The sequence below is a fragment of the Kribbella steppae genome (assembly GCF_004342025.1).
Lineage (GTDB): Bacteria > Actinomycetota > Actinomycetes > Propionibacteriales > Kribbellaceae > Kribbella > Kribbella steppae.
In genome coordinates this window covers 24,760-44,084 of sequence record NZ_SLWN01000026.1, presented here as the reverse complement: position 1 = coordinate 44,084, position 19,325 = coordinate 24,760, and the positions used below count along the sequence as shown (strand labels likewise).

Annotated in this window: 19 protein-coding genes and 1 tRNA gene; 10 read left to right on the top strand and 10 right to left on the bottom strand. The window is 68.9% G+C overall.

Translation table 11 applies throughout. The features are described 5' to 3' along the window. Positions 1 to 8: 8 nt before the first annotated feature. Entirely contained in the window at positions 9 to 869 is an 861-nt protein-coding gene (locus tag EV652_RS42610) for a discoidin domain-containing protein (protein ID WP_132216834.1), read from the top strand. Here the strand turns inward: EV652_RS42610 and EV652_RS42605 are convergent. Next, the gene (locus tag EV652_RS42605) at positions 866 to 1,660 is read right to left on the bottom strand and encodes an SDR family NAD(P)-dependent oxidoreductase (protein ID WP_132216832.1); all 795 of its coding nucleotides are present in this window, start codon (positions 1,658 to 1,660) and stop codon (positions 866 to 868) included. The genes EV652_RS42610 and EV652_RS42605 overlap by 4 nt on opposite strands. A gap of 111 nt (positions 1,661 to 1,771) precedes the next feature. Here EV652_RS42605 and EV652_RS44385 point away from each other — a divergent pair, with 111 nt between their 5' ends. From EV652_RS44385 to EV652_RS42590, 4 genes are all read left to right on the top strand, one after another. Further along, on the top strand, positions 1,772 to 2,536 hold the full coding sequence (locus tag EV652_RS44385) for a hypothetical protein (protein ID WP_158441554.1): 765 nt from the start codon (positions 1,772 to 1,774) through the stop codon (positions 2,534 to 2,536). After that, positions 2,533 to 3,363 carry a DUF4097 family beta strand repeat-containing protein gene (locus EV652_RS42600; protein ID WP_132216830.1) on the top strand — a complete coding sequence of 277 codons (831 nt, stop codon included), beginning with the start codon at positions 2,533 to 2,535 and terminating at the stop codon, positions 3,361 to 3,363. The genes EV652_RS44385 and EV652_RS42600 overlap by 4 nt, the downstream gene beginning before the upstream one ends. Positions 3,364 to 3,462: 99 nt before the next feature. Beyond that, a complete protein-coding gene (locus tag EV652_RS42595) occupies positions 3,463 to 3,690 on the top strand; it encodes a hypothetical protein (protein WP_132216828.1) in 228 nt (75 codons plus the stop codon). A gap of 135 nt (positions 3,691 to 3,825) precedes the next feature. Next, positions 3,826 to 5,352, top strand: coding sequence for a PQQ-binding-like beta-propeller repeat protein (locus tag EV652_RS42590; protein WP_132216826.1), 1,527 nt, complete (start codon positions 3,826 to 3,828; stop codon positions 5,350 to 5,352). A gap of 11 nt (positions 5,353 to 5,363) precedes the next feature. Here EV652_RS42590 and dcd read toward each other — a convergent pair whose 3' ends face one another. Both dcd and EV652_RS42580 read right to left on the bottom strand, forming a co-directional pair. Further along, complete coding sequence (gene dcd, locus EV652_RS42585; RefSeq protein WP_132216824.1) at positions 5,364 to 5,939, bottom strand: dCTP deaminase; 576 nt, start codon at positions 5,937 to 5,939, stop codon at positions 5,364 to 5,366. A 219-nt stretch (positions 5,940 to 6,158) separates the two neighbouring features. After that, entirely contained in the window at positions 6,159 to 6,602 is a 444-nt protein-coding gene (locus tag EV652_RS42580) for a MarR family winged helix-turn-helix transcriptional regulator (protein ID WP_242002341.1), read from the bottom strand. 380 nt (positions 6,603 to 6,982) lie between these two features. Between EV652_RS42580 and EV652_RS42575 the strand changes: the two genes are divergently transcribed. Continuing rightward, a tRNA-Gly gene (locus EV652_RS42575) sits at positions 6,983 to 7,056 on the top strand. A 120-nt stretch (positions 7,057 to 7,176) separates the two neighbouring features. Here the strand turns inward: EV652_RS42575 and EV652_RS42570 are convergent. Together EV652_RS42570 and EV652_RS42565 are read right to left on the bottom strand one after the other, a co-directional pair. After that, a complete protein-coding gene (locus EV652_RS42570) occupies positions 7,177 to 7,926 on the bottom strand; it encodes a phosphatase PAP2 family protein (protein ID WP_132216822.1) in 750 nt (249 codons plus the stop codon). 103 nt (positions 7,927 to 8,029) lie between these two features. Continuing rightward, a complete protein-coding gene (locus EV652_RS42565) occupies positions 8,030 to 8,620 on the bottom strand; it encodes a TetR/AcrR family transcriptional regulator (protein ID WP_158441552.1) in 591 nt (196 codons plus the stop codon). A 181-nt stretch (positions 8,621 to 8,801) separates the two neighbouring features. On the opposite strand from EV652_RS42565, the gene EV652_RS42560 reads away from it, so the two are divergent. After that, positions 8,802 to 10,781, top strand: a complete 1,980-nt coding sequence (locus EV652_RS42560) for a DUF8094 domain-containing protein (RefSeq protein ID WP_132216818.1) — start codon at positions 8,802 to 8,804, stop codon at positions 10,779 to 10,781. A gap of 128 nt (positions 10,782 to 10,909) precedes the next feature. Beyond that, complete coding sequence (locus EV652_RS42555; protein ID WP_132216816.1) at positions 10,910 to 13,432, top strand: polysaccharide lyase family 8 super-sandwich domain-containing protein; 2,523 nt, start codon at positions 10,910 to 10,912, stop codon at positions 13,430 to 13,432. Here the strand turns inward: EV652_RS42555 and EV652_RS42550 are convergent. From EV652_RS42550 to EV652_RS42530, 5 genes are read right to left on the bottom strand one after another with little or no spacing between them, the layout of a single operon-like run. After that, on the bottom strand, positions 13,410 to 13,886 hold the full coding sequence (locus tag EV652_RS42550) for a MarR family winged helix-turn-helix transcriptional regulator (RefSeq protein ID WP_132216814.1): 477 nt from the start codon (positions 13,884 to 13,886) through the stop codon (positions 13,410 to 13,412). The genes EV652_RS42555 and EV652_RS42550 overlap by 23 nt on opposite strands. Next, positions 13,886 to 14,488, bottom strand: coding sequence for a DJ-1/PfpI family protein (locus tag EV652_RS42545; RefSeq protein ID WP_132216812.1), 603 nt, complete (start codon positions 14,486 to 14,488; stop codon positions 13,886 to 13,888). The genes EV652_RS42550 and EV652_RS42545 overlap by 1 nt, the downstream gene beginning before the upstream one ends. A gap of 56 nt (positions 14,489 to 14,544) precedes the next feature. Next, on the bottom strand, positions 14,545 to 15,573 hold the full coding sequence (locus EV652_RS42540; protein ID WP_132216810.1) for a DNA polymerase III subunit beta family protein: 1,029 nt from the start codon (positions 15,571 to 15,573) through the stop codon (positions 14,545 to 14,547). A 33-nt stretch (positions 15,574 to 15,606) separates the two neighbouring features. Further along, entirely contained in the window at positions 15,607 to 16,125 is a 519-nt protein-coding gene (locus EV652_RS42535; protein WP_242002340.1) for an AAA family ATPase, read from the bottom strand. A gap of 15 nt (positions 16,126 to 16,140) precedes the next feature. Further along, entirely contained in the window at positions 16,141 to 17,295 is a 1,155-nt protein-coding gene (locus tag EV652_RS42530; RefSeq protein WP_132216807.1) for an anhydro-N-acetylmuramic acid kinase, read from the bottom strand. Positions 17,296 to 17,435: 140 nt separating this feature from the next. Between EV652_RS42530 and EV652_RS42525 the strand changes: the two genes are divergently transcribed. Continuing rightward, entirely contained in the window at positions 17,436 to 17,936 is a 501-nt protein-coding gene (locus tag EV652_RS42525) for a SigE family RNA polymerase sigma factor (protein WP_132216804.1), read from the top strand. Then, positions 17,933 to 19,288 carry a hypothetical protein gene (locus EV652_RS42520; RefSeq protein ID WP_132216801.1) on the top strand — a complete coding sequence of 452 codons (1,356 nt, stop codon included), beginning with the start codon at positions 17,933 to 17,935 and terminating at the stop codon, positions 19,286 to 19,288. The genes EV652_RS42525 and EV652_RS42520 overlap by 4 nt, the downstream gene beginning before the upstream one ends. Positions 19,289 to 19,325 lie beyond the last annotated feature (37 nt).

Here is a 19,325-nt window from a genome sequence, read left to right as displayed (position 1 = left end):
AGAGACCGATGACGATTCGATGGCAGTCGGCGGTCGCGCTCGGAACCGCGGTGGCGGCGACCGTGATCGCGTTGCCCCAGGCAACTACCAACCCACCGCGGACCGACGTACAGGTCTCCGTCCAGCCCGAGCAGCTGAGCGTCGTCGGCCTGCCCTGCTTGCCGGGCAACCTGACGCTCACCATGACCAACACCGGCACCGAGGACCGGTACGCCGACCTGACCCTGGACCCGAGTGGTCCGCTGCAGCTGTCCCGCGAACTGTTCTCGTCCTGGCTCCCGGCGGTCGACCCCGACCAACCGGTGTCGGCACCGGTCGACGTCCGCGTCCCGCGCGACACCCAGCCCGGCAACTACTCCATGGAACTCGAGGTCGACAAGTCCAAGCTGACCGTTCCGGTGACGGTGAATCCCCTGCCATCCAAGGGCCCTGGCAGCAACGTCGCACTCGGAGAACAGGCCTCTGCCTCGTCGACGCACGGCAACTTCGCGCTCTGCGGCGCGGTCGACGGTGACAACGACACCGAGCACTGGGACACCCTGACCGGCTGGAACGACGGGACCCGCGCGGTCTTCCCGGACAACTACGACGTCGCGCTCGCGGCGCCGACCACGATCAACCGCGTCGAGCTCTACACCCTCGATTCGAAGCAGTACCCGGCCCCGACCAACGGCCTGCGCGACTGGGACGTCCAGGTCCGCAAGGGCACCGGCGACTGGCAGACCGTGTCCCAGGTCCGCGGCAACACCCTGGGCCACGTCACGTCGACGTTCGATCCGGTCGAGGCGGACGCCGTACGCATCCTCTGCCTGGCCGGCAACGGCAACACCTACTCCCGGATCGTGGAGCTGGAGGTCTACGGGAGTTAGTGCAGGTAGGAGGCGCCGTTGAAGTCGAGGACGGCGCCGCTGGACCAGCCGGCCGCCGGGGAGGCGAGCCAGTAGATCGCTTCGGCGACCTCCTCGGCGGTGGCGGCCCGGTTGAACGGGCTCTGCGCCCGGATCGAGTCACCGTCCGGCCCTGCCAGCCACGCCTCGGTCATGTCGGTGGCGATGAATCCGGGCGCGATTGACGTCACCGTGATGTCATGTGGCGCCAGCGATACCGCCAACGACTGCCCCAGCGAGTGCAGTCCCGCCTTCGAGGCTCCGTAGGCGGGCACATCCGGCTCACCCCTGTACGCCCCGCGCGATCCGACGTTGACGATCGCGCCCCGCCGGCCGCCGTCAGCTGGGTCCATGTCCAGCATCTGCCGGGCCACGCACCAGGTCAGGTGCGCCGCCCCTTCCAGATTCACCGCGAGCGTACGACGCCACGCCGACACCCACTCGTCGTACGACGTCTCGGCGAGCGGATGCCCGATCCGGCGGGAACCGGAGACCGGCTCGTCCACGAACAGCGCCGCGTTGTTCACCAGTACGTCGATCCGGCCGAGGACTCCGGCCGATTCCTCAACCAGGGCAGGGATCGCGGCCGGATCACCGAGGTCGGCCGCGACCACCCCATGCCCGTCCCCGGGCAGCTCGGCCCGGACCTGTTCGGCCCGGTCGACCGCGCCGCGGCAGTGCAGCATGACCCGGTCACCGGCCCGCGCGAACACCTTCGCGACCTCCGCTCCGACACCCCTGGACGCACCTGTGACGAGAACACCTCTGGACACCGCAGCTCCTTGTCGTCGACTGAGCCCTCATTCTGCCGTGGCGGCACTCTGGCGACACGATGACATCAGAAGGGTTGACAGTGACGTCACGGTGACGTCATAGTTGCAGTCATGGAACTTGATCACTATCTCGAGTCGGTCCGGCGGAGCGTGGAGAACGCCACCGCCCTGGCCGACGACCAAACTCGCTCCGTGGCCCAGCGCCTCGGAGCCACGCTGGATGACGCGGGCCGGCTGGCCCTCATCTCAGCCCTGTCCGACGCCGCCGGGGAGATCAGCCGCGAGCTGTCCCCCGGTTCGGTCGAGCTCCGGATGGCCGGCGGCCGTCCCGAGTTCGTGGTCACGCCGGCCCCGAGCCAGCTGACAGGCCACGACGACGCGGACGACGACGAAATCGACGAGGACGAGACCGACGACCAGCCTGACGAAGCCGTCACGCCGGAGGCCGACGAGCCGACCGCGCGGATCACGCTGCGGCTGCCGATGTCGGTGAAGAACAAGGTGGACGAGGCCGCCGCGGCCGATGGCATCTCCTCGAACGCGTGGCTGATGCGCACCGTGATGACCGAGCTGCGCGACCGGGGCCGAGGCCGCGGACCGCGCCCGCCCCGTCCCCCGCGCCCGCCGCGCGGCGGCGGCATCTTCGGCCCCGAAGGACCGCTCGGCCCGAACGGCCCGCTCGGACCTGAGGGTGTCTTCGGCCCGGACGGCGTGTTCGGCCCCGACGGCCCCTTCGGCGAGGAGGGCGTCTTCGGACCCGAGCGCGGCGGCAAGCGCAACCGGGACCGCGATCGCGATCGTGGCCGGCGTGACCGGGACCGGGACCACCGCGGGCGCCGCGGCCCGGGCCAGCGGATGACGGGGTGGGTCGAATGAGCGGCTTCAGCAGTCAATTGGTCGAGGACGCGAGCCTGATCGACCGGGTCCGGATCGAGATCGGCTCCGGCCGGGTCGAGATCGTCCCGAACGACGGCACCGAGACCGCCGTCACCCTCGAGGTCGACCGCGGCAGCGAGGAGGACGTCGTCTTCAAGGTGAACGACGGCGAGCTGATCGTCGAGGGTCCCCGCAACGTCCGCAACGGACCGGAGATCCACGTCCGGATCGTCACACCGTCGACACTGGACGCCCGGATCAAGACCGGTTCCGGTGACATCAGCTCGCGGATGCCGCTGGGCACCGCGCGACTGTCGACGGGCTCCGGCGACGTCCGGATCGAGCGGGTCGAGGGCGACCTCGGCATCAGCACCGGCAGCGGTGACGTCCGGGTCGAGTACGCCGCGGGCACGGTCCGCGCCAGCACCGGCTCGGGCGGGATCGACATCAACGAGGCCGCCGACGCGCTCGGGCTGAGCACCGGTTCCGGTGACGTCCGGGTCGGCGACGCGGCCGGCCCGACGACCGTCAAGGTCGGCTCGGGTGACATCACCATCGAGCGGATCCGGGACCACTCGGTCGCCACCTCCGGGTCCGGCGACGTCCGGGTCGAGCTCGCCGACGGGCCGAGTGTCCGCGCGGAGACGGCCCGCGGCGACGTCCAGATCGGGGTACCCGACGGCGTCCCGACGTACCTGGACCTGAAGACCGTCACCGGGCGGATCCGGTGCGACCTGGAGCCCGGCGAGAAGCCGGCCGAGGGCGAGCGCGCGCTGATGCTGCGGGCCCGCACGGTCTCCGGCGACATCAGCGTCGTCAAGGTCTGATCCACACCACCCAGGAGGTTCCGCCGGCGACGGTCCGGCGGGACCTGGGCGAAGCACTGCCGAAAACAGCACGGGGACAACAGTGAGGGGAGCACGACCATGATCACCGAACACCAAGAGGTAGCGCGCTACCGCGTCGCCGAGAGAGTCCGCGTTGCCGAGGCCCGGGCCCGACGCCAGGAAGTCCGGGAGGCCCTCAAGGTCGACCGCGTCAGCGCCCCACGCCACGGACTGGCCGCCGCCCTCCGCCGGCTGGCCGACCGCCTCGAGCCCCAGCCGATGAACCGGCGCCCAGGGCTGTCCGTCGTCCGATCGCAGGCTCGCTGATGGGGTCTGTGAACAGCGCGGCGGCCTCCGTTTGCAGCATCCTGCAACGGCTGGGGCTGGTGACGGTGAGGACCCGGAGTGACTGCTAGCGTTCAGGCGATCATTCCGGGTCTGACTTCGGGAGAGTAACCAACGATGCTGCGTCCGACGGCCGCCAAAGCAGTCGCCACCGCCGCCACCGCCCTCGTTCTGCTGACCGCCTGTGGCGGCAGCGACGACAAGAGCGCCGACACCGGAGCCCAGGGCGGCGGCGACACACCCGCCGGCACCCCGTCGGCACCGGCGGTCGCCTCGTTCGACCCACCCAAGACCTTCGTCACCAGCTCCGCCTTCGGCGTCGAGCCGACGAAGAAGGACAACCAGTTCACGTTCACGGCCGGGATGGTCGGGCAGACCACTCTGATCGCGGGCCTGGAAGGCATCAGCGGGCGCAACATCGCCGCGCAGGGCAAGGCCTGGTTCTACCCCGCCACCGAGTTGGACACCACCGAGACGCTGGACCTGAGTGCGCCGATGGGCGTCCAGGTGGACGGCAAGGACGTCGTCGCCATCGCCTACACCCAGACCGACAAGGGCAACGGCACGCAGAAGGCCAAGGGCCAGGTCGTGTTCCAGTGGATCGACGCCGCCGAGGGCAAGAAGGTTGCCGAGGTGGTCGCGGACCTCACGCCGGCCCTCGGGCCCGGCGCCGGCGCAGACGACGTGGTGAGCCAGGCCTATGACCCCGCCACCGGACAGATCGCGTTGGGTGTCTCGCCGTACAACGGCCCCAAGAACTCCGAGGCTCTGACCGTCTACGCCGACCCGAAGACCCAGAAGTCGAGCGTCGTCGCCGATGTCACGCCGGCCGGTGTGCTGAACGGCGTCATCGTCGGCGCCAAGGGCGGCAACCAGGAGGGTGCCAACGACGGCACGATCGTGGTCGCCGACGGCGCCACCGGCAAGGTCACCAAGCAAACCCCGACCAAGCAGGACTACCTGTTCCCGGCGAGCAACGGCGGCACCAAGCGCGCCTACCTGTCAGGTCACTCCTACGTGAAGGCGAAGCCGGGGTCGTACGACGGCACGTACACCAACACCCTGTACTCCGTCGACATCGCGACCGGGGCCGTCGTACCGACCAAGTCGCCGTTCGCCGCTGACTCGATGAACTACACCTGTCTGGGCGACCGGGCCAACGCGGTGGTGTGCACGGGCAAGGACAACATGTCGAAGGAAGAGATCCTCGGCCTGGACGACTCGACCGGTAAGAAGACCTGGGGCTACACCAAGGAATCGGCGAGCCGGATCATCCCGGAGGTCACCGCGGCCTTCCACGGCATGATCTATGCGCAGGCCGAGGTCCAGCCGGTCCTGATGGACGCCGCCACCGGCAACGACGTGAAGGGCCCGTCGGACAGCGCCACCCCCACCGAGGGCTCGACGCCGTCCGACGGCTCGACTCCGACCGAGGGTTCGTCCCCATCTGAAGGTTCGTCCCCGTCCGCAGGCTCGACGCCGCAGGGTGCTGACCCGGGCAGCGCGAACGGTTCGGACATGTCGCTGTTCAACGGCAAGATGAAATCGCCGGTCGCGGTGACCCAGTACGGCGGCACCTACCTGCAGAGCACCATGGGCAGCAGCTTCTACACGATCCTGATCGCCCTGACCCCGACCGCCTGATCACACCAACGCTAGACGTCGGTGCGGTGGAAGTTCTTGTACGAGCGGGACGGCGTCGGGCCGCGCTGACCCTGGTAGCGGGAACCGTACTTCGCTGAGCCGTACGGGTGCTCGGCCGGCGAGGACAGCCGGAAGAAGCACAGTTGGCCGATCTTCATCCCGGGCCAGAGCTTGATCGGCAACGTGGCGACGTTGGACAGCTCCAGCGTCACGTGCCCGGAGAACCCGGGGTCGATGAACCCCGCGGTGGAGTGGGTGAGCAACCCGAGCCGGCCCAGCGAGGACTTGCCCTCCAGCCGCGCGGCCACGTCGTCGGGCAGCGTCACCATCTCGTACGTCGACCCGAGCACGAACTCACCCGGGTGCAGGATGAACGGCTCGTCACCCTCCGGTTCGACCATCCGGGTCAGGTCGGGCTGTTCCTCGGCCGGGTCGATGTGCGGGTATTTGTGGTTCTCGAACACCCGGAAGAACCGATCCAGCCGTACGTCGACACTCGACGGCTGCACCATCGCAGCATCGAACGGATCCAGCTGGACCCGCTTCGCGTCGAGCTCGGCCAAGATGTCACGGTCGGAGAGCAGCACGAACGCACGTTAGCAGCGTGCCGCGTCTCCGCCCAGTTTCGGGGCCGGATCGGGATCCCGGTGCCCGGCGACCGATCGTCCGGAGCCCTCAGCTCTCCGGCGAGACCACGTCCCCGGGCTTCCCCGAGTTGCGTCCAGCTGTTTTCGGCCGTCGTACCCCGATGATCGTCCGGCGCCGTTGCGGCGCACCGGCCAACTCGGGGCCTGAGGCAACGAACGTCAGTCGGACAGCTTGTTGAAGCGCGACACCTGGGTGGCGAAGGTCTTCACCTGCGCCGGCGACCAGTCCTTGAGCAGGTCCTCGATCACCTTGTGCCGCTTCTTCCGGGCTGCCGCAAGCTTGCGCTTGCCCGCCGCGGTCAGCGTCAGCAGGGTCGCCCGGGCGTCCGACTTGTCGGCCGCACGCTTCAGCAGACCCTCTTCCTCCAGCCGCGCGCAGGCCCGGCTGACCGGACCCTTGTCCACCTCGAGAGCTGCCACCAGGTCGGCCATCCGCACCGGCGCCAGTTCCTCGACGTGGTTCAGCAACGCGTACTGCGCCGGCTCCAGATCCGGATGTGCCTCGTCGGACAGCGTCCGCTGCAGACCGCGCAGCCGGCGCGCCAACGTGACGAGCTCCTTCTCCAGGTTGTCCAACGCGTCACTCGTGTCTGTTGCCACCATTCACCCCTTCATCCAGTTGCCCCGCAACCATCTTGTCCGGTCCCGGCGAGGACCGCATCCTCACGTTGCGTTCAAATGTTGCCCCCGGCAACGCGTTCTAATCTGCCAGAAGATGCCGGACCACTCCAGTCCTCAGCGTGCCCTTTGTGGAAAACTGCCCAAGAACCCCCCTCGCAAACCGCCCCACACCCCCTTTTCGATGCATCCGGCATCAGTCCACTGGGTGCACTGTCGTCCGTCCGGCGGGCGCCGGCGTACTCAATTGGTGCACAAGGTCGAGAGATCGGCGCGATCGGCCGCGGCGCGCCGAACCCGCCGTGGCTCGGGCCCCACCCATCGGCTATGCTCTTCTCCGCCTGCTGGTCCCACCGCCAGGCACTGCGGGTGTAGTTCAATGGCAGAACATCAGCTTCCCAAGCTGACAGTGCGGGTTCGATTCCCGTCACCCGCTCCATATGTCAGGACATGACTGAGCCCAGGCCGGACGGCCTGGGCTTTCGATTTGGTTGCCTAGACACCCTTCTTCCGACAAGCCGGGTTTTCGGCTCGATCAAACGGTTGACCCAGGCAAGGTTCAGACGGCTGTGACCGTGCGGTCGTTCACACCCTCAGCCATTGCCGACTGCTTCATCTCATCGATCCTGCGACGTCTGACCAGGAAGTCAACCGCTCTCGTCAGGAGCGGGTTGGCGATCAGCAGCATCGCGGCGACAAGGGTCGCGCCGAGAGCAGCACCGGCGACGACGTCATGCGGGTAGTGAACGCCGGCCGCTATCCGCGCCAACGCCACCGCGGCCGCCAGCGGCAACGCAACCACGGCCAGCCGAGGGCGCATCAACGCGATGCCGACAGCGAGACCGGCCGCGAGCGTGGCGTGGTTACTGGGGAAGGACCAGTCGCCTATCGCCGGACAGTGCGCGATCACCTCGGCCCCGGACACCACGCGGCAGGGACGGTCCTCGTCGACCACTAACTTCAGCGCCTCACTCATGCCATAGGCGACCACAGTCCCGACACCAGTCAGCAGTACGCCGGCCAGAGTCCGGGCATCGCGATAACGCAGAGCCGTCCAGACCAGCAGCAGACCCAACACAAGCAGCAGCCCGTCCCCCGCGAGGTCGACCAACGACTCCACCCAGGACGGCGCATCAGCCACCGCCTCGTTCAGCACCCGGAACACCGACGCCGACTCACCGCTCGTCACGCGCACCGGCACGGTCGTGCCCAGTCCACCCGGGTAAAGCAGCAGAACGACGACCGCTCCCGCGACCAGTACGCCGATCGACCCCAGTACCCGACGGACTCCGTCGTACCTCGATGTCATTTCCCCAACACTAGGAGCGACCACAAGCACGGCACACTGACCCAAAGTCCAGCCCCACCCCTGACGATCGTCAGGTAGTTGCCTCAAGCACCTTGGAACACCGTCACTCCTGAGCCAGGTAGGGCGCGATCACCAGGTCGAGCTGCTCGGTCAGGAACTCGGTGAGGGAGCCCCAGCCGTTCACGGCCCAGACTTGGAGGGCGCCGTTGAAACAGACCAGGGTGTGCCGGGCGAGCGCCGGTACGTCGGCGTGCGGCCGCAGCTCGCCCGCTTCCTGGGCCGCCCGGTAGAGCCGGGCGCAGCTGTCGACGATGGCGGCGGAGTGCGCCAGCGCATGCTGGCGGAACTCGGCATCGGCCACGTCGAGCTGGACGAAGCCGAGACCGTTGCCGAGCTCCTGGCGGTGCTTGATGTGGGCAACCGCCGACAACGCGAAGTCCCGCAAGGTCGCCAGCGGCGAGGTATTCCGCGCCTCGGCCTCCTCGACCGCCCGGAGCACCATCAGCGGCGATCTGGCCGCCGACGCCAGCAGCAGACCGCGCTTGTTGCCGAAGCGCTGCATCAGCGTCGGCGGAGCCAGCCCGACCCGCGCGCCGACCGCGGCCAGGGTCAGTTTCGTGGGCCCCAACTCGGCCAGAACCTGCCTGGTCGCGTCCAGGATCGCGTCGTCGCTGACCAGTCGCGGCCGGGCCACCGAGGCCACCTCCGAGTTTATGAACGGCCATTCGTTAACTCGCAGACAGTAACAGATCCTTGTTCGCTCAGTTATTCACGGCAACGGGTGAACTACGGGGCGCAACATTGGCCCGCTGCGGGGAGCCCGTTGCCCGGTCCACCCGCCGCGGCCCGGGCTCGTCGTACAACGGGAGCTCTTCATGCGTTTCGCCCGCACCGCCCTGGGCCTGTTGCTGACTCTGGCCGGCCTGGTGGTCACGCTCGCCGGAGCAGTCGCCGCCTTCTGGCTGGTCGGCCCGGACAACACCATCACTACCGGCAGCCGCCAGTTCACCAGCCAGGGCCTGGCCATCATCACCGCGCCCGACCTGCTCGACCGGCACGGACCGACCCTGCACGTGACCGCGTCCGGCGACAGACCGGTCTTCGTCGGCGTCGGGCAGGACCTGGACGTCGCGAACTACCTGTCCGGCACGGCGCACACCCGGCTGATCCGGTTCGACCCGCCGGCGACGTACGGCACGCAGGAGATGCGTGGTCGCAGCGCCAACCTGACGCCGCCCGGCGAGCTCGACTGGTGGGTCGCGCAGGCCGGCGGGTCCGGCCGACAGTCGGTCGCCTGGCCGATCCAGGACGGCCGGTACGACGTGGTCGTGATGAACGCGGACGGGACGCCGGCCGTCGGCGCCGACGTACGGTTCGGCGTCGAGGTCGACCGCGCGTTCGGGATCTGCCTGCTGGTGCTGGGCGCCGGCATCCTGGCGCTCACCTTCGGCCTGATGCTGACCTTCCGCCGCCGCTCCGCCACAGCTCCGGCCGCCGCACCCACCCGCATCACCCCAGTCCCCGCCATTCAGGCTGCGATTACTCCTGGTTTCGCCGGCCCGAGTCCGTTCGCTCCGGCTGCGGCGGAGGCTGCCCCTGCCTACCGGGCGCCGGCGATCAAGCCCACCGAGCAGCGGGAATCGATCACCACGGCGCCGATGCTGATGTCACCCGTCGCGGTGGCGAAGGCGAAGTCCCCGGCCTTCCTGATCGCGGTCGGCGCGGTCGCCGACGACGAGGAGCCCGGCTACGACGAGACGACGTACGCCGAGGACGCGGTGGACCCGGAGCCCGTGCGGCTGCGCGTGGTCGAGCCGGAGACTGTGAGCCTCGAGGAGTCGCCGGAGTTCGAGCGGAGCGACGAAGCCGTGCGGAAGACCGCGGCCCTCCTGGCCAGCGGCGCTTTGTTGCTCACGACAACGAGTTGCGGACTGCTGCCGGCCAAGAACAGCGAGGCCGCGCCGGAGACCCGGCCGGCCGTCACCCTCGCCGACGCACAGGCCGTGGTCCAGCGGTACAACCAGCTCAACAACCAGGCGAACCAGGCCCGCGACGCCAAGGTGGCCGAGACCATCGAGGCGAACCCGACGCTGACCCAGACCCGGGCCGGCTACCTGATCGGCCGCAAACTCGACGCGGCCGGCAAGGACAAGAGCAAGCCGTTCACCTTCACCGAGCCGCAGATCGGCGCTCCGGAGTTCGGGTCGTACCCGATGCGGTTCGTGGTCAGCTCCGGCCTCTCGACCGATCCCGGCAGCCGCCAGCTCGGCGTCTGGCAGCGGCAGAGCGCCGGTACGCCGTGGCTGCTGACGAACACGGTCTACCCACTGAAGTCGGTCAAGCTCCCGTCGATGGAGGGTCTGCGAACGCCGGACCAGGCGGACCTGGACTCGCTCTACAGCCTGCCGTCGTCGGCCGCAACCAACCTGGCGGCGTACCTGACGGAGGGCGCGACATCGGCCAATGCCAAGCTGTTCGTCCCATCCCCGGGTACGACGACTCTGCTCGAGCGGCGGGCCAAGGCGAAGGTCGCGGACACCAAGGAGACGTACATCGCGAGCGTCTCCGACAAGTTCGCGCCGTCCGGCGAGCCGCTCACGTTCATCACCTCCACCGGCGAGGCGCTGGTCTTCGTCACCCTCACCGAGCAGTACCTGCAGCGGGTCGAGCCGGGCTCGAACGCCTACTGGACCAGCGGCGAGGCGACCGCGTTCAGCAGCATGGTCAAGTACACCCAGACCCTGCACCAGGACTACCTGTACCAGGCCGCCCTGGTCATCCCGACCAAGGCCACCGGCGGCACCATCCGCGTCCTGTCGATCGACGGCCAGCTAGTGGGAGCCGGCGGCTCCTAACAACCAGCGCCCACGGGGTCGCGATCCCGGCAATCTTCCTGATTGGTCAGCGGCAAACGGTTGCTGAAGGATAGTTCCGGCTGATTGACTCTCGGGGTGAGGTTTTTCCCATCCGCCTGGGAGTATCAGTGCACATCACCCGCCGCCGCCTGCTGTCGTTCGTGCCCGCCACCGCATTGTTGACCGCGGTCAACCCGGCCCCGGCCGCCCGCGCCACGCGCGGGACGATTGCTTCCGTGACCGCCGACGCGAGCCAGTTGCTCGCCAACGCGGTCGCGATCTACGCCGGTACGCCGGAGTCCAACGCCCGGCCCGACGTCGCCGCCAAGATCGCCGCCCTCGACGCGACCGCCCGGACCTGGCTCACCGCGATGGACCGAGCCGGAGCGGGTGAGCTCTTCGCCGGGCTCCCCCTCGGCACCAGCGATCCGAACCTCAACGCGTCGTACCAGCACCTCTACGAGATCGCGCTGGCGACCAAGCGTCCCGGCCCGGCCTCCGACCTGCAGGGCAACGAGCAGGTCCGCGCCCGGGTCGCCGAGAAGCTCGTCTGGCTGCACGAGAACTACTACGGCGACCAGTCGAAGGGGTACTACGGCAACTGGTTCAACTGGGAGATCGGTATCTCGACCCACGTGTCGAAGACGCTCGCTCTACTCGACGCGCCCGCCGCGCTCGTGGCGCAGTACGTCCCCTCGATGGACGCTTACCTGCGCAACGGCAAGGACGGCGACGTCGACCTGGACTCGCGCTTCCACACCGGCGCCAACCTCGTCGACATCACCGCCAACCGGGTCCTGCAGGGTGCGTTGATGGGTGACGACGCGCGGATCCGCAAGGCGCTGCAGGACCAGTTCACCGTGTTCGCGACGATCGACCCGTACAACCTCCAGCACGGGGTCACCGACGGGTACTACGCCGACGGCTCGTTCATCCAGCACTCGTCCGTCGCGTACACGGGCTCCTACGGAAAGGGCCTGCTCAGCCGGGTCGTCCAGACCATCAAGGTGCTCGCCGGGACGGAGTACGCGCAGAGCGACGACCTCGTCGGCGTGGTCCAGGGCTGGGTCGAGCACGGGTTCGCGCCGCTGATCTTCGAGGGCTGGATGATGGAGATCGTCAAGGGCCGGGCAGTCTCCCGGACCGCCACCGGGTACGCCGACGTGGCGGTCGTGGTGGAGGCGATCGTCGACCTGGCCGACTACGCGACCGGCGACGACGCGGCGCGGCTCAAGTCGTTCGCGAAGTTCACCGCCCAACCGACGATCAACCCGAACAGCTTCGTCTCCCCGGTCAGCATCGCCCGGTTCGCCGATATCAAGGCCGATCCCACGATCGTGCCGGCCGACCTCAACCCGGCCGCGAGCACGACCGCGTTCAACGCGATGGACCGCACCGTGCACCGGCGGCCGGGGTTCGCGTTCGCGCTGGCCCGCAACTCGGACCGGATCAGCAAGTACGAGTACATGAGCGGCGAGAACCTGCTCCCCTGGTTCCAGGGCGACGGCGCGCACTACCTCTACCTGGCCGGCCAGGACCAGACCCTGTCGTACGGCGTCGACTACTTCACGACCGTGTCGCCGTACGCGCTGGGCGGCGTCACCGCGCCGGTGGAGGTCCGCAAGACGATCCCGGAGCTGTACGGGACGCCGTACTACGACAACCCGGATCACCCGCTGAACTTCACGTCCTCGAGTGAGTCGCAGAACACCTACGTCTACTTCCCGACCGGGACCAACACGCATTCCGGCGGCGCCACGCTCGGTGCGTACGGCGCGGTCGGTTGGGTCCAGTCGAGTGACTTCGCCTACGCGTCGCGCGACATCCTGCCCGACGATTTCGTCGTCTACCGCAACGCGGAGGCGACCAAATCGTGGTTCCTGCTCGACGACGAGATCGTCGTCCTGGCTGCCGGCGTCGGTGACGACACTCGCGCGGTGACGACGACGATCGACACCCGGATCGCAGCGCCGGGTGATGCCATTTCGATCACCGGCGTACGACGGGATGGCGGCGCCTGGAGCGGCACGGGTACGACGGACCCGCGGTGGCTGCGGTACGCGAACGGCGGAGTGTCACTCGGGTACTACTTCCTGCAGCCGAATCAGGTGTCGGTGGATCTGCAGCAGGTGACGCGGAGCCGCCGGGTGGTGCGGACGGCGAACCCGGACACCGCGGTGACCAAGCAGGTCTTCGGGTTGACCGTCGCACAGCCGGCCGGGTCCAAGCAGTCTCTCGCCTACGCATTGGTGCCTAATGCAACAGAATCCGGGCTCAGGTCGTATGAGCACGGGCGGGTCGCGGTGCTCTCGAACACTCCGCGGTTGCAGGCGATCCACCACCTCGGACTCGGGTTGACCGGTGCCAACAGCTTCGGGCCCGGTAAGCACAACCTGCCCGGTTTGACCATCGATGGGCCGGCGTCGGTGCTGCTGCAACGGCACAAGGACCGCACGATCACGGTCTCCGCGGCCGACCCGACCACGACACGCGACACGATCACGGTCAACCTGTGGGCGCAGTACCTGCGGCCGGTTTCGGCGGATCCCGGCGTACAGGTGGTGCGGACCGTGACCGGGACGCGGCTGACGTTCACCACTCACCACACTTATGGGCGGAGCCTGACGGTCAAGCTTCTTCCAGCCTGGTGATCAGGGTCTGCATGGTGGCGAGCGTCGTCCGCAGCTCGTCGAGGTCGATGTTCGCGCTCAGCTTGTCGGCGAACGGGTGCTGAGCGACGGAGATCTGCCGGATCGCCCAGTAGCCGGCCTCGGTACAGGCGAGCAGTTTGGCGCGGCGGTGGGCCGGGTTCGGCCGGTACTCGGCCAGGCCGCGCTCGACCAGCAGGTCGGCGATCCGCTGCACGCCCTGCCGGCTGACACCCATGATCCGGCCGACGTCGGCGACCGACCGCGGCTCGTCCAGGACGCCGCCGAGGACCTGCCACCACGCGGCGGTCAGCCCGCCGTGAGCGGCGAGATCCTGGGCGGCCTCCATCAGCCTGGCGTTCAGCCGGAACGTGGCGAGGATGACATCGGTCACCAGCACACCACCTTCCGGCAGCGGGTCCGGCCTCGGCCAGTCCTTGCGCGGTGGAACAGTCATCAGCCGACGAGCGCCGGGTAGGCGGACGGGTCGGCGCGGTGGAACACCGCCTCGTACGCGTCCAACTTCTCGTCCGACGCGAGGCCGAGCCGCTCGAGCGTCGCCCGCGCGAACTGCACCGGTGAATCCGGGCCGGCCGTGATCAGGTCGCCGTCGATCACCGCACGCTCGTCCACGTAGTTGTCGCCGCCCTGGTAGCCGGTGGCCAGCAGGTACTCCTTCACCGCACTGGTGTGCTTGCGGTCGTCGAGCAGACCAGCCCTCGCAAGCCCCGCTGTCGCGCCGCAGATGGCGGCGACCGGCTTTCCTGCCTCGAGGAACCGCTGCGCCACCTTGGTGAACGCTTCGCCTTGAGCTTCGTCCCACAGCGCCGACCCGGCCAGCACCAGCAGGTCGCCGTTCTCCGGCTCGACGTCGGCCAGCACCATGTCCGGAACGACCCGCAACCCACCCATCGTCGTCACCGGCTCGGCCGACTCGGCGACCGTCACGATGTTCCACTGCTCACCGGTGAACCGCCCGGTCCGCAGCTCGACCAGCAGATGCCCGATCTCCCAGTCCGCCCACGTCTCGTACACACCCACATAAGCTGTCTTGGTCATAGACAACATGCTGTCATCTCGACAACATGTTGTCAATAGCCGAAATTGGGCTGCCCTCAGCTGTCCAGGCGAACGGGCATGACCAGGGTGGTGAAGGTGCCTTGGTCGGCGGACCGTACGACGACCGGGCGGTCGGACGCGCAGATCTCGAGGAGGACGTCTGGGCCGACGCTGGCGTCCAAGGCGGCGGCCAGGAGCGATGCAGTGAACCCGATCTTGGTCGAACCCGAACCGATCGCTTCCAGCTTCACGTCGCCGTCGATGCGCAACTCCCCCGAGTCGATGTCAAAGGCAACGACCTCACGGCCCTCCAGCGCCGCCCGCAGCGCCGCCCGGTCCACCACCACCCGGCACCCCGGCGGTGTCAGCCCTTCCAGAATCACCTGGTACGCCGGATAGTCCCCCGAAACCAGGGGGAGATCGCGCTCTTCCCCGTCCCGCACGATCACCGCCGTACCCGGTCCGGCCTCGATCCGCACCGCGTCACCCGCGGCAACCCACCGGCTCAACCCGCTCAGCTCGGACGCCGGCACCAGCAACCGCGCCGCCGCCCCGCTGAACTCGACCGGCTGCACCGTGCGCATCGACAACCGGTAGCGGTCGGTCGCCACAAACGTCACCTCGTCCGAGCCGAGCTCGATCAGCACGCACTCCAGCACCGGAAGCTCTCCGGACTCCGCGGCAGCGGCCGGGGTGACCTGGCGGATGGCGCTGGCGAACTCTGGACCGCCCAGAACGACCACGGTCCGATCGGCCGACAGTTGCGTGAGGAGGTGGTCGGCGGCTGCTCGGGCAGCGGCGGTCTTCGCCTCGACTGTGCGCAGGTGAGCACGTACGACGGCCGCGAGGTCGGCCGGCTCCGCGTCGAGAGCGACGCGCACCTCCGCGAGTGGGAGGTCGATCTCGCGGAGGTCCCTCAGCAACCGTGCTCGGCGTTCCTGCGACGGGACGTAGTACCGGTAGCCGTTGGTCTCGTCGACCGAGGCCGGCGGGAGTACGCCGCAGTCGTCGTAGAAGCGCAACGCACTCGGCGCCAGGCCCACCAGCCGGGCGAACTCGCTGATCGTCAGCCGTGAAGAAGTCATGCCCCGACCCTCAGCCCTGAACCAACTCGAAGGTCAACTCCGCAACCGGCCCCACAGGCTGAGGGTCTTGCCCAGCCGCTCGCCGCGGATCCAGTCCAGGATGCTCTTGGCAGAGCGCTCCGGCGAGACGTCGCCGCGCACCGAGCGGGGTACGAGCTTGCGGATCTCGGCGGCATCCGCGAGCGCCTCCTCGATCTGCGATTCCGGCCACCCCCGCCTGGCCAGCCGCTTCCGCCGGACCGCGTCCGGGCAGTCCAGATGCAGCCACCGTCCCTCGGGCAACTCCGTCGGCAGCAGCGGCGAGAGCAGCAGGACCGGGATCCCGGACCGCCGGATCAGCTCGGTGATCCGTAACCACAGCGCGTTGTACGCCGGCCAGATCGGCGCCGCGGTCGGACTCGCGATGCTGATCCCGAGCAACCGTCCGTGATCGTCCAGCAACTCGTCCATGTCCATCACGACCATGTTCCCCGGATTGAGCCGCACCAGTTCCGGTACGACCGTCGACTTCCCGGAACCGGGCGCACCCGTCACCACGAAGAGCCTCGTCACAGAGAACAGTGTCGGTCACTCGATCGAGAGACTCACAGGAGGTCGCGCGTCGCCCCCGACAACCGGCAACCCGGCAGCCCCGGGGGTGATCGACCCGAGCACACTCGCGTGCCGCGCACCCGTGCAACTCGGCACCGTCCCGCCGAGCCCGTTCACGGTCAGAAACCCGAGTACGGCGAACGCGTACGCCTCCTTGGCCGCCGACGGCAACCCCAGTTCGTCAGTACTGCGCAACGGCACCGTGCCGAGCTCCGACGCCAACTGATGCATCAGCACCGGATTGCGAATGCCCCCACCGGACGCGATCACCTCGGTCCCGCCATACCGCCGTACCGCATCGGCAACGGTCCGGGCGGTCAGGGCCGTCACCGTCGCCACCAGGTCGTCGGCGGGGATCTCCGACAGGCCCTCGAGCGCCCGGGCGAGGTAGGCGAGGTTGAACAGCTCCTTGCCCGTGCTCTTCGGCGCCGACCGGCCGTAGTACGGCTCCGCCAGCAACCGCTCGAGCAACTCCCCGTGCACCTGTCCGCGCCCGGCCATCGCTCCGTCCGCGTCGAACGCCCGGCCGGTCAGCTCGCTCACCACCGCGTCGATCAGCGCGTTCGCCGGCCCGGTGTCGAACGCGACCGGCTCGCCGTGCACGACGGTGATGTTCGCGATCCCACCGAGGTTCAGCGCGATCGGTACGCCGGGCCGCCCGCGCAACCAGAGCACGTCGATGATGCTCACCAGTGGCGCACCCTGCCCACCGGCCGCGACGTCGCGAGCCCGCAGGTCCGACACCACGGTCGTCCCGGTCGCCTCCGCGATCCACGCCGGCTGCCCGAGCTGCAATGTCCCCCGGACGGCACCGCCGTCGACCCAGTGGAACACCGTCTGACCGTGCGACACGATCAGGTCGGCGTACCCACCGCACAGCTGCTCGACCGCCTGCCGCGCCACCTCGGCGAACGCCTGCCCGATCCCGGTGTCCAGCCGGCACACCTGCTCCATCGACGTACTTGCTGGCGGCAACGACCCGGCAATCGAGGAGCGCAGCTCAGCCGGATACGGCTGGCTCAGCATCCCCAGCGGTGTCAGCACCAGTTTGTCGCCGTGGAGCCGCAGGTCCGCCGCGGCGGCGTCGATGGCGTCGTACGACGTCCCGGACATCAGGCCGATGACTCGCATATCAGTCCCGCAACTCCCGTCGATAGTCGTCACCACGCAACGTCAGCAATGCGATCACACCTGCCGCGACCCAGGGATGCAACCTTCCGGACACCGCCGGTGTCTACCTGCTACCAGACCAACTGACCGAGGAGGGGTGGATGGTCACCCGCGGTGACGATTTCGACGACTTCGTCCGTGGCAGCTCGACCCGGCTGCTGCGGACCGCCGTACTGCTCACCGGCGACCGGGCCGCGGCCGAGGACCTCGTCCAGGAGATGTACGAGCGGGTGTACGTGCGCTGGCGGCGGATCCACAGCGCGCCCGAGGCCTACGCCCGCAAGACCCTTGCCAACCTGGCCGCCAACCGCTGGCGCAGCAAGGGACGCAAACCCGAGGTCGCCCTGGCCGACCGCCACGACCCGGCCACTCCGGACGGCACCGAGGGTTACGCCGTCCGCGATGAACTGCTGACCGCGCTCCAGGAGCTCCCACCGCGGCAGCGCGCGGTCGTCGTCCTCCGGTACTACGAGGACCTCACCGAAGCCCAGACCGCCGAGGCCCTCGGCTGCTCGCTCGGCACGGTGAAGAGTCAGACCTCCCGCGCCCTTGACCGGCTCCGCCTGATCACCGAACCCGCCTTTCTGGAAGGACTGCGATGACCGAGACCGACCTCAAGAACCGGCTGAGCGCCAGCGTCGACGACATCGAAGCGCCGTCGGATCTGCTCGACCGCGCCCGCCTCGGAGGTGCCCGCCGGCTCAGCCGGCGCCGCTTCCTCTCCCTGTCCGCCGGCACGCTCGCAGTGGCCGCCGTCAGCGGAGCAGCGGTCGCAGCGCCGACCCTGCTCGACCGCTTCAACGACAACCCGGCCGCGGCGACTCCGATCGACAACGACCCGTACGGCTTCCTGATGGCGGGCGGGACCCGGGGAGACCTGGCTGGCGACTCCACCTACCTCGCCCAGGTCCTGACCGCCTGGCGGACCACGCACCGCAAGTCCGCGAACCACGACCGTGGCATCTTCGACCACCTGCGCGGCGAACCGAAGGTCTACTGGGCCGGCCGCACCCCCGGCGGCCGGGTCGCGCTTGTCGGGCAGTACTCCGACCTGCGGCACCACGACAACATCCAGCTCGACCGTGAAGGGGTGCACACCCTCATCGGCTTCGTTGTCGATGGCAAGGACGGCAAGCCCGGCGTACTGGCCGACAGCTATCCGGCGCCCGGTGTCGGCCTGGTCACCGGAATCGTCGCCTCGAAGGGCGAGACCAAAGCGCTCGTCGTCCTGGACATCGGCAAGAAGACCGGCTGGTCAGTGGGCCGGACCTACGACGAGCAGGGCGGCAGCGGCCGCGTCTACACCCCACTGCAGTTCAAGGACGGCGTCGCCGTGGTGGAGCTTCCGCGGGACATCGACCTTCCGGACCTCAGCATCAGCCCGCTCCCGGCCAAGGCGTTCTCCGACCAGTGGATCGCGAACGGAGGCATCGAGGCCTCGCCACCCGAACAGGCCGGCGACCGGCGGCTGTGGACCGACTTCCCCGACCGGGCGCTCTGGCCGATGACCGAAAACGCGCAGAGGCTGCGCGACACCGCGCCCGACGTGTTCGACACCGCCCTCGACGCGGTGACCGACAAGAACACCTATTCCCGCGGATTCTCGATCTGGAGCGGGTACGGCGTGACGTCGAACGGGACCGCGGTGTACCTCGGCGAGCAGCAACTCGACAACGACCCGACCCGGGTCTACGCCGTGCTCAAACCGAAGTCCGGCAAGGCCACCATCGTCCCCGGTGGCATCCCCGATCGGAACGCCGTACTGCCGGTATTGATCAAGCTCACGGCCGGCCAGGGCTGGGCGGTGGCCCGCCGGGACGCCAAGCTCTCCTACCGGTACGACGGCGGCGCGTGGAGCCCGGCGCGACCGGACGCACTCCTGGTCCCGGCCGGCCCGAAGGCGGAGGTGAAGGTCGAGGCCGGCGGCAAGGAGGAGATCGTCACCCTGCGCTGACAGCTTCTTGACACAGGGTCCCAGGCCGTCGAAGATC

Coding starts and splice junctions, on each gene's coding strand:
- EV652_RS42550 (WP_132216814.1), bottom strand. CDS start 13,886: ATGACTGTTCCACCGCGCAAGGACTGGCCGAGGCCGGACCCGCTGCCG.
- EV652_RS42590 (WP_132216826.1), top strand. CDS start 3,826: ATGCTGCGTCCGACGGCCGCCAAAGCAGTCGCCACCGCCGCCACCGCC.
- EV652_RS42580 (WP_242002341.1), bottom strand. CDS start 6,602: ATGGTGGCAACAGACACGAGTGACGCGTTGGACAACCTGGAGAAGGAG.
- EV652_RS42540 (WP_132216810.1), bottom strand. CDS start 15,573: ATGACTTCTTCACGGCTGACGATCAGCGAGTTCGCCCGGCTGGTGGGC.
- EV652_RS42600 (WP_132216830.1), top strand. CDS start 2,533: ATGAGCGGCTTCAGCAGTCAATTGGTCGAGGACGCGAGCCTGATCGAC.
- EV652_RS42570 (WP_132216822.1), bottom strand. CDS start 7,926: ATGACATCGAGGTACGACGGAGTCCGTCGGGTACTGGGGTCGATCGGC.
- EV652_RS44385 (WP_158441554.1), top strand. CDS start 1,772: ATGGAACTTGATCACTATCTCGAGTCGGTCCGGCGGAGCGTGGAGAAC.
- EV652_RS42560 (WP_132216818.1), top strand. CDS start 8,802: ATGCGTTTCGCCCGCACCGCCCTGGGCCTGTTGCTGACTCTGGCCGGC.
- EV652_RS42525 (WP_132216804.1), top strand. CDS start 17,436: ATGGTCACCCGCGGTGACGATTTCGACGACTTCGTCCGTGGCAGCTCG.
- EV652_RS42610 (WP_132216834.1), top strand. CDS start 9: ATGACGATTCGATGGCAGTCGGCGGTCGCGCTCGGAACCGCGGTGGCG.
- EV652_RS42530 (WP_132216807.1), bottom strand. CDS start 17,295: ATGCGAGTCATCGGCCTGATGTCCGGGACGTCGTACGACGCCATCGAC.
- EV652_RS42545 (WP_132216812.1), bottom strand. CDS start 14,488: ATGACCAAGACAGCTTATGTGGGTGTGTACGAGACGTGGGCGGACTGG.
- EV652_RS42595 (WP_132216828.1), top strand. CDS start 3,463: ATGATCACCGAACACCAAGAGGTAGCGCGCTACCGCGTCGCCGAGAGA.
- EV652_RS42520 (WP_132216801.1), top strand. CDS start 17,933: ATGACCGAGACCGACCTCAAGAACCGGCTGAGCGCCAGCGTCGACGAC.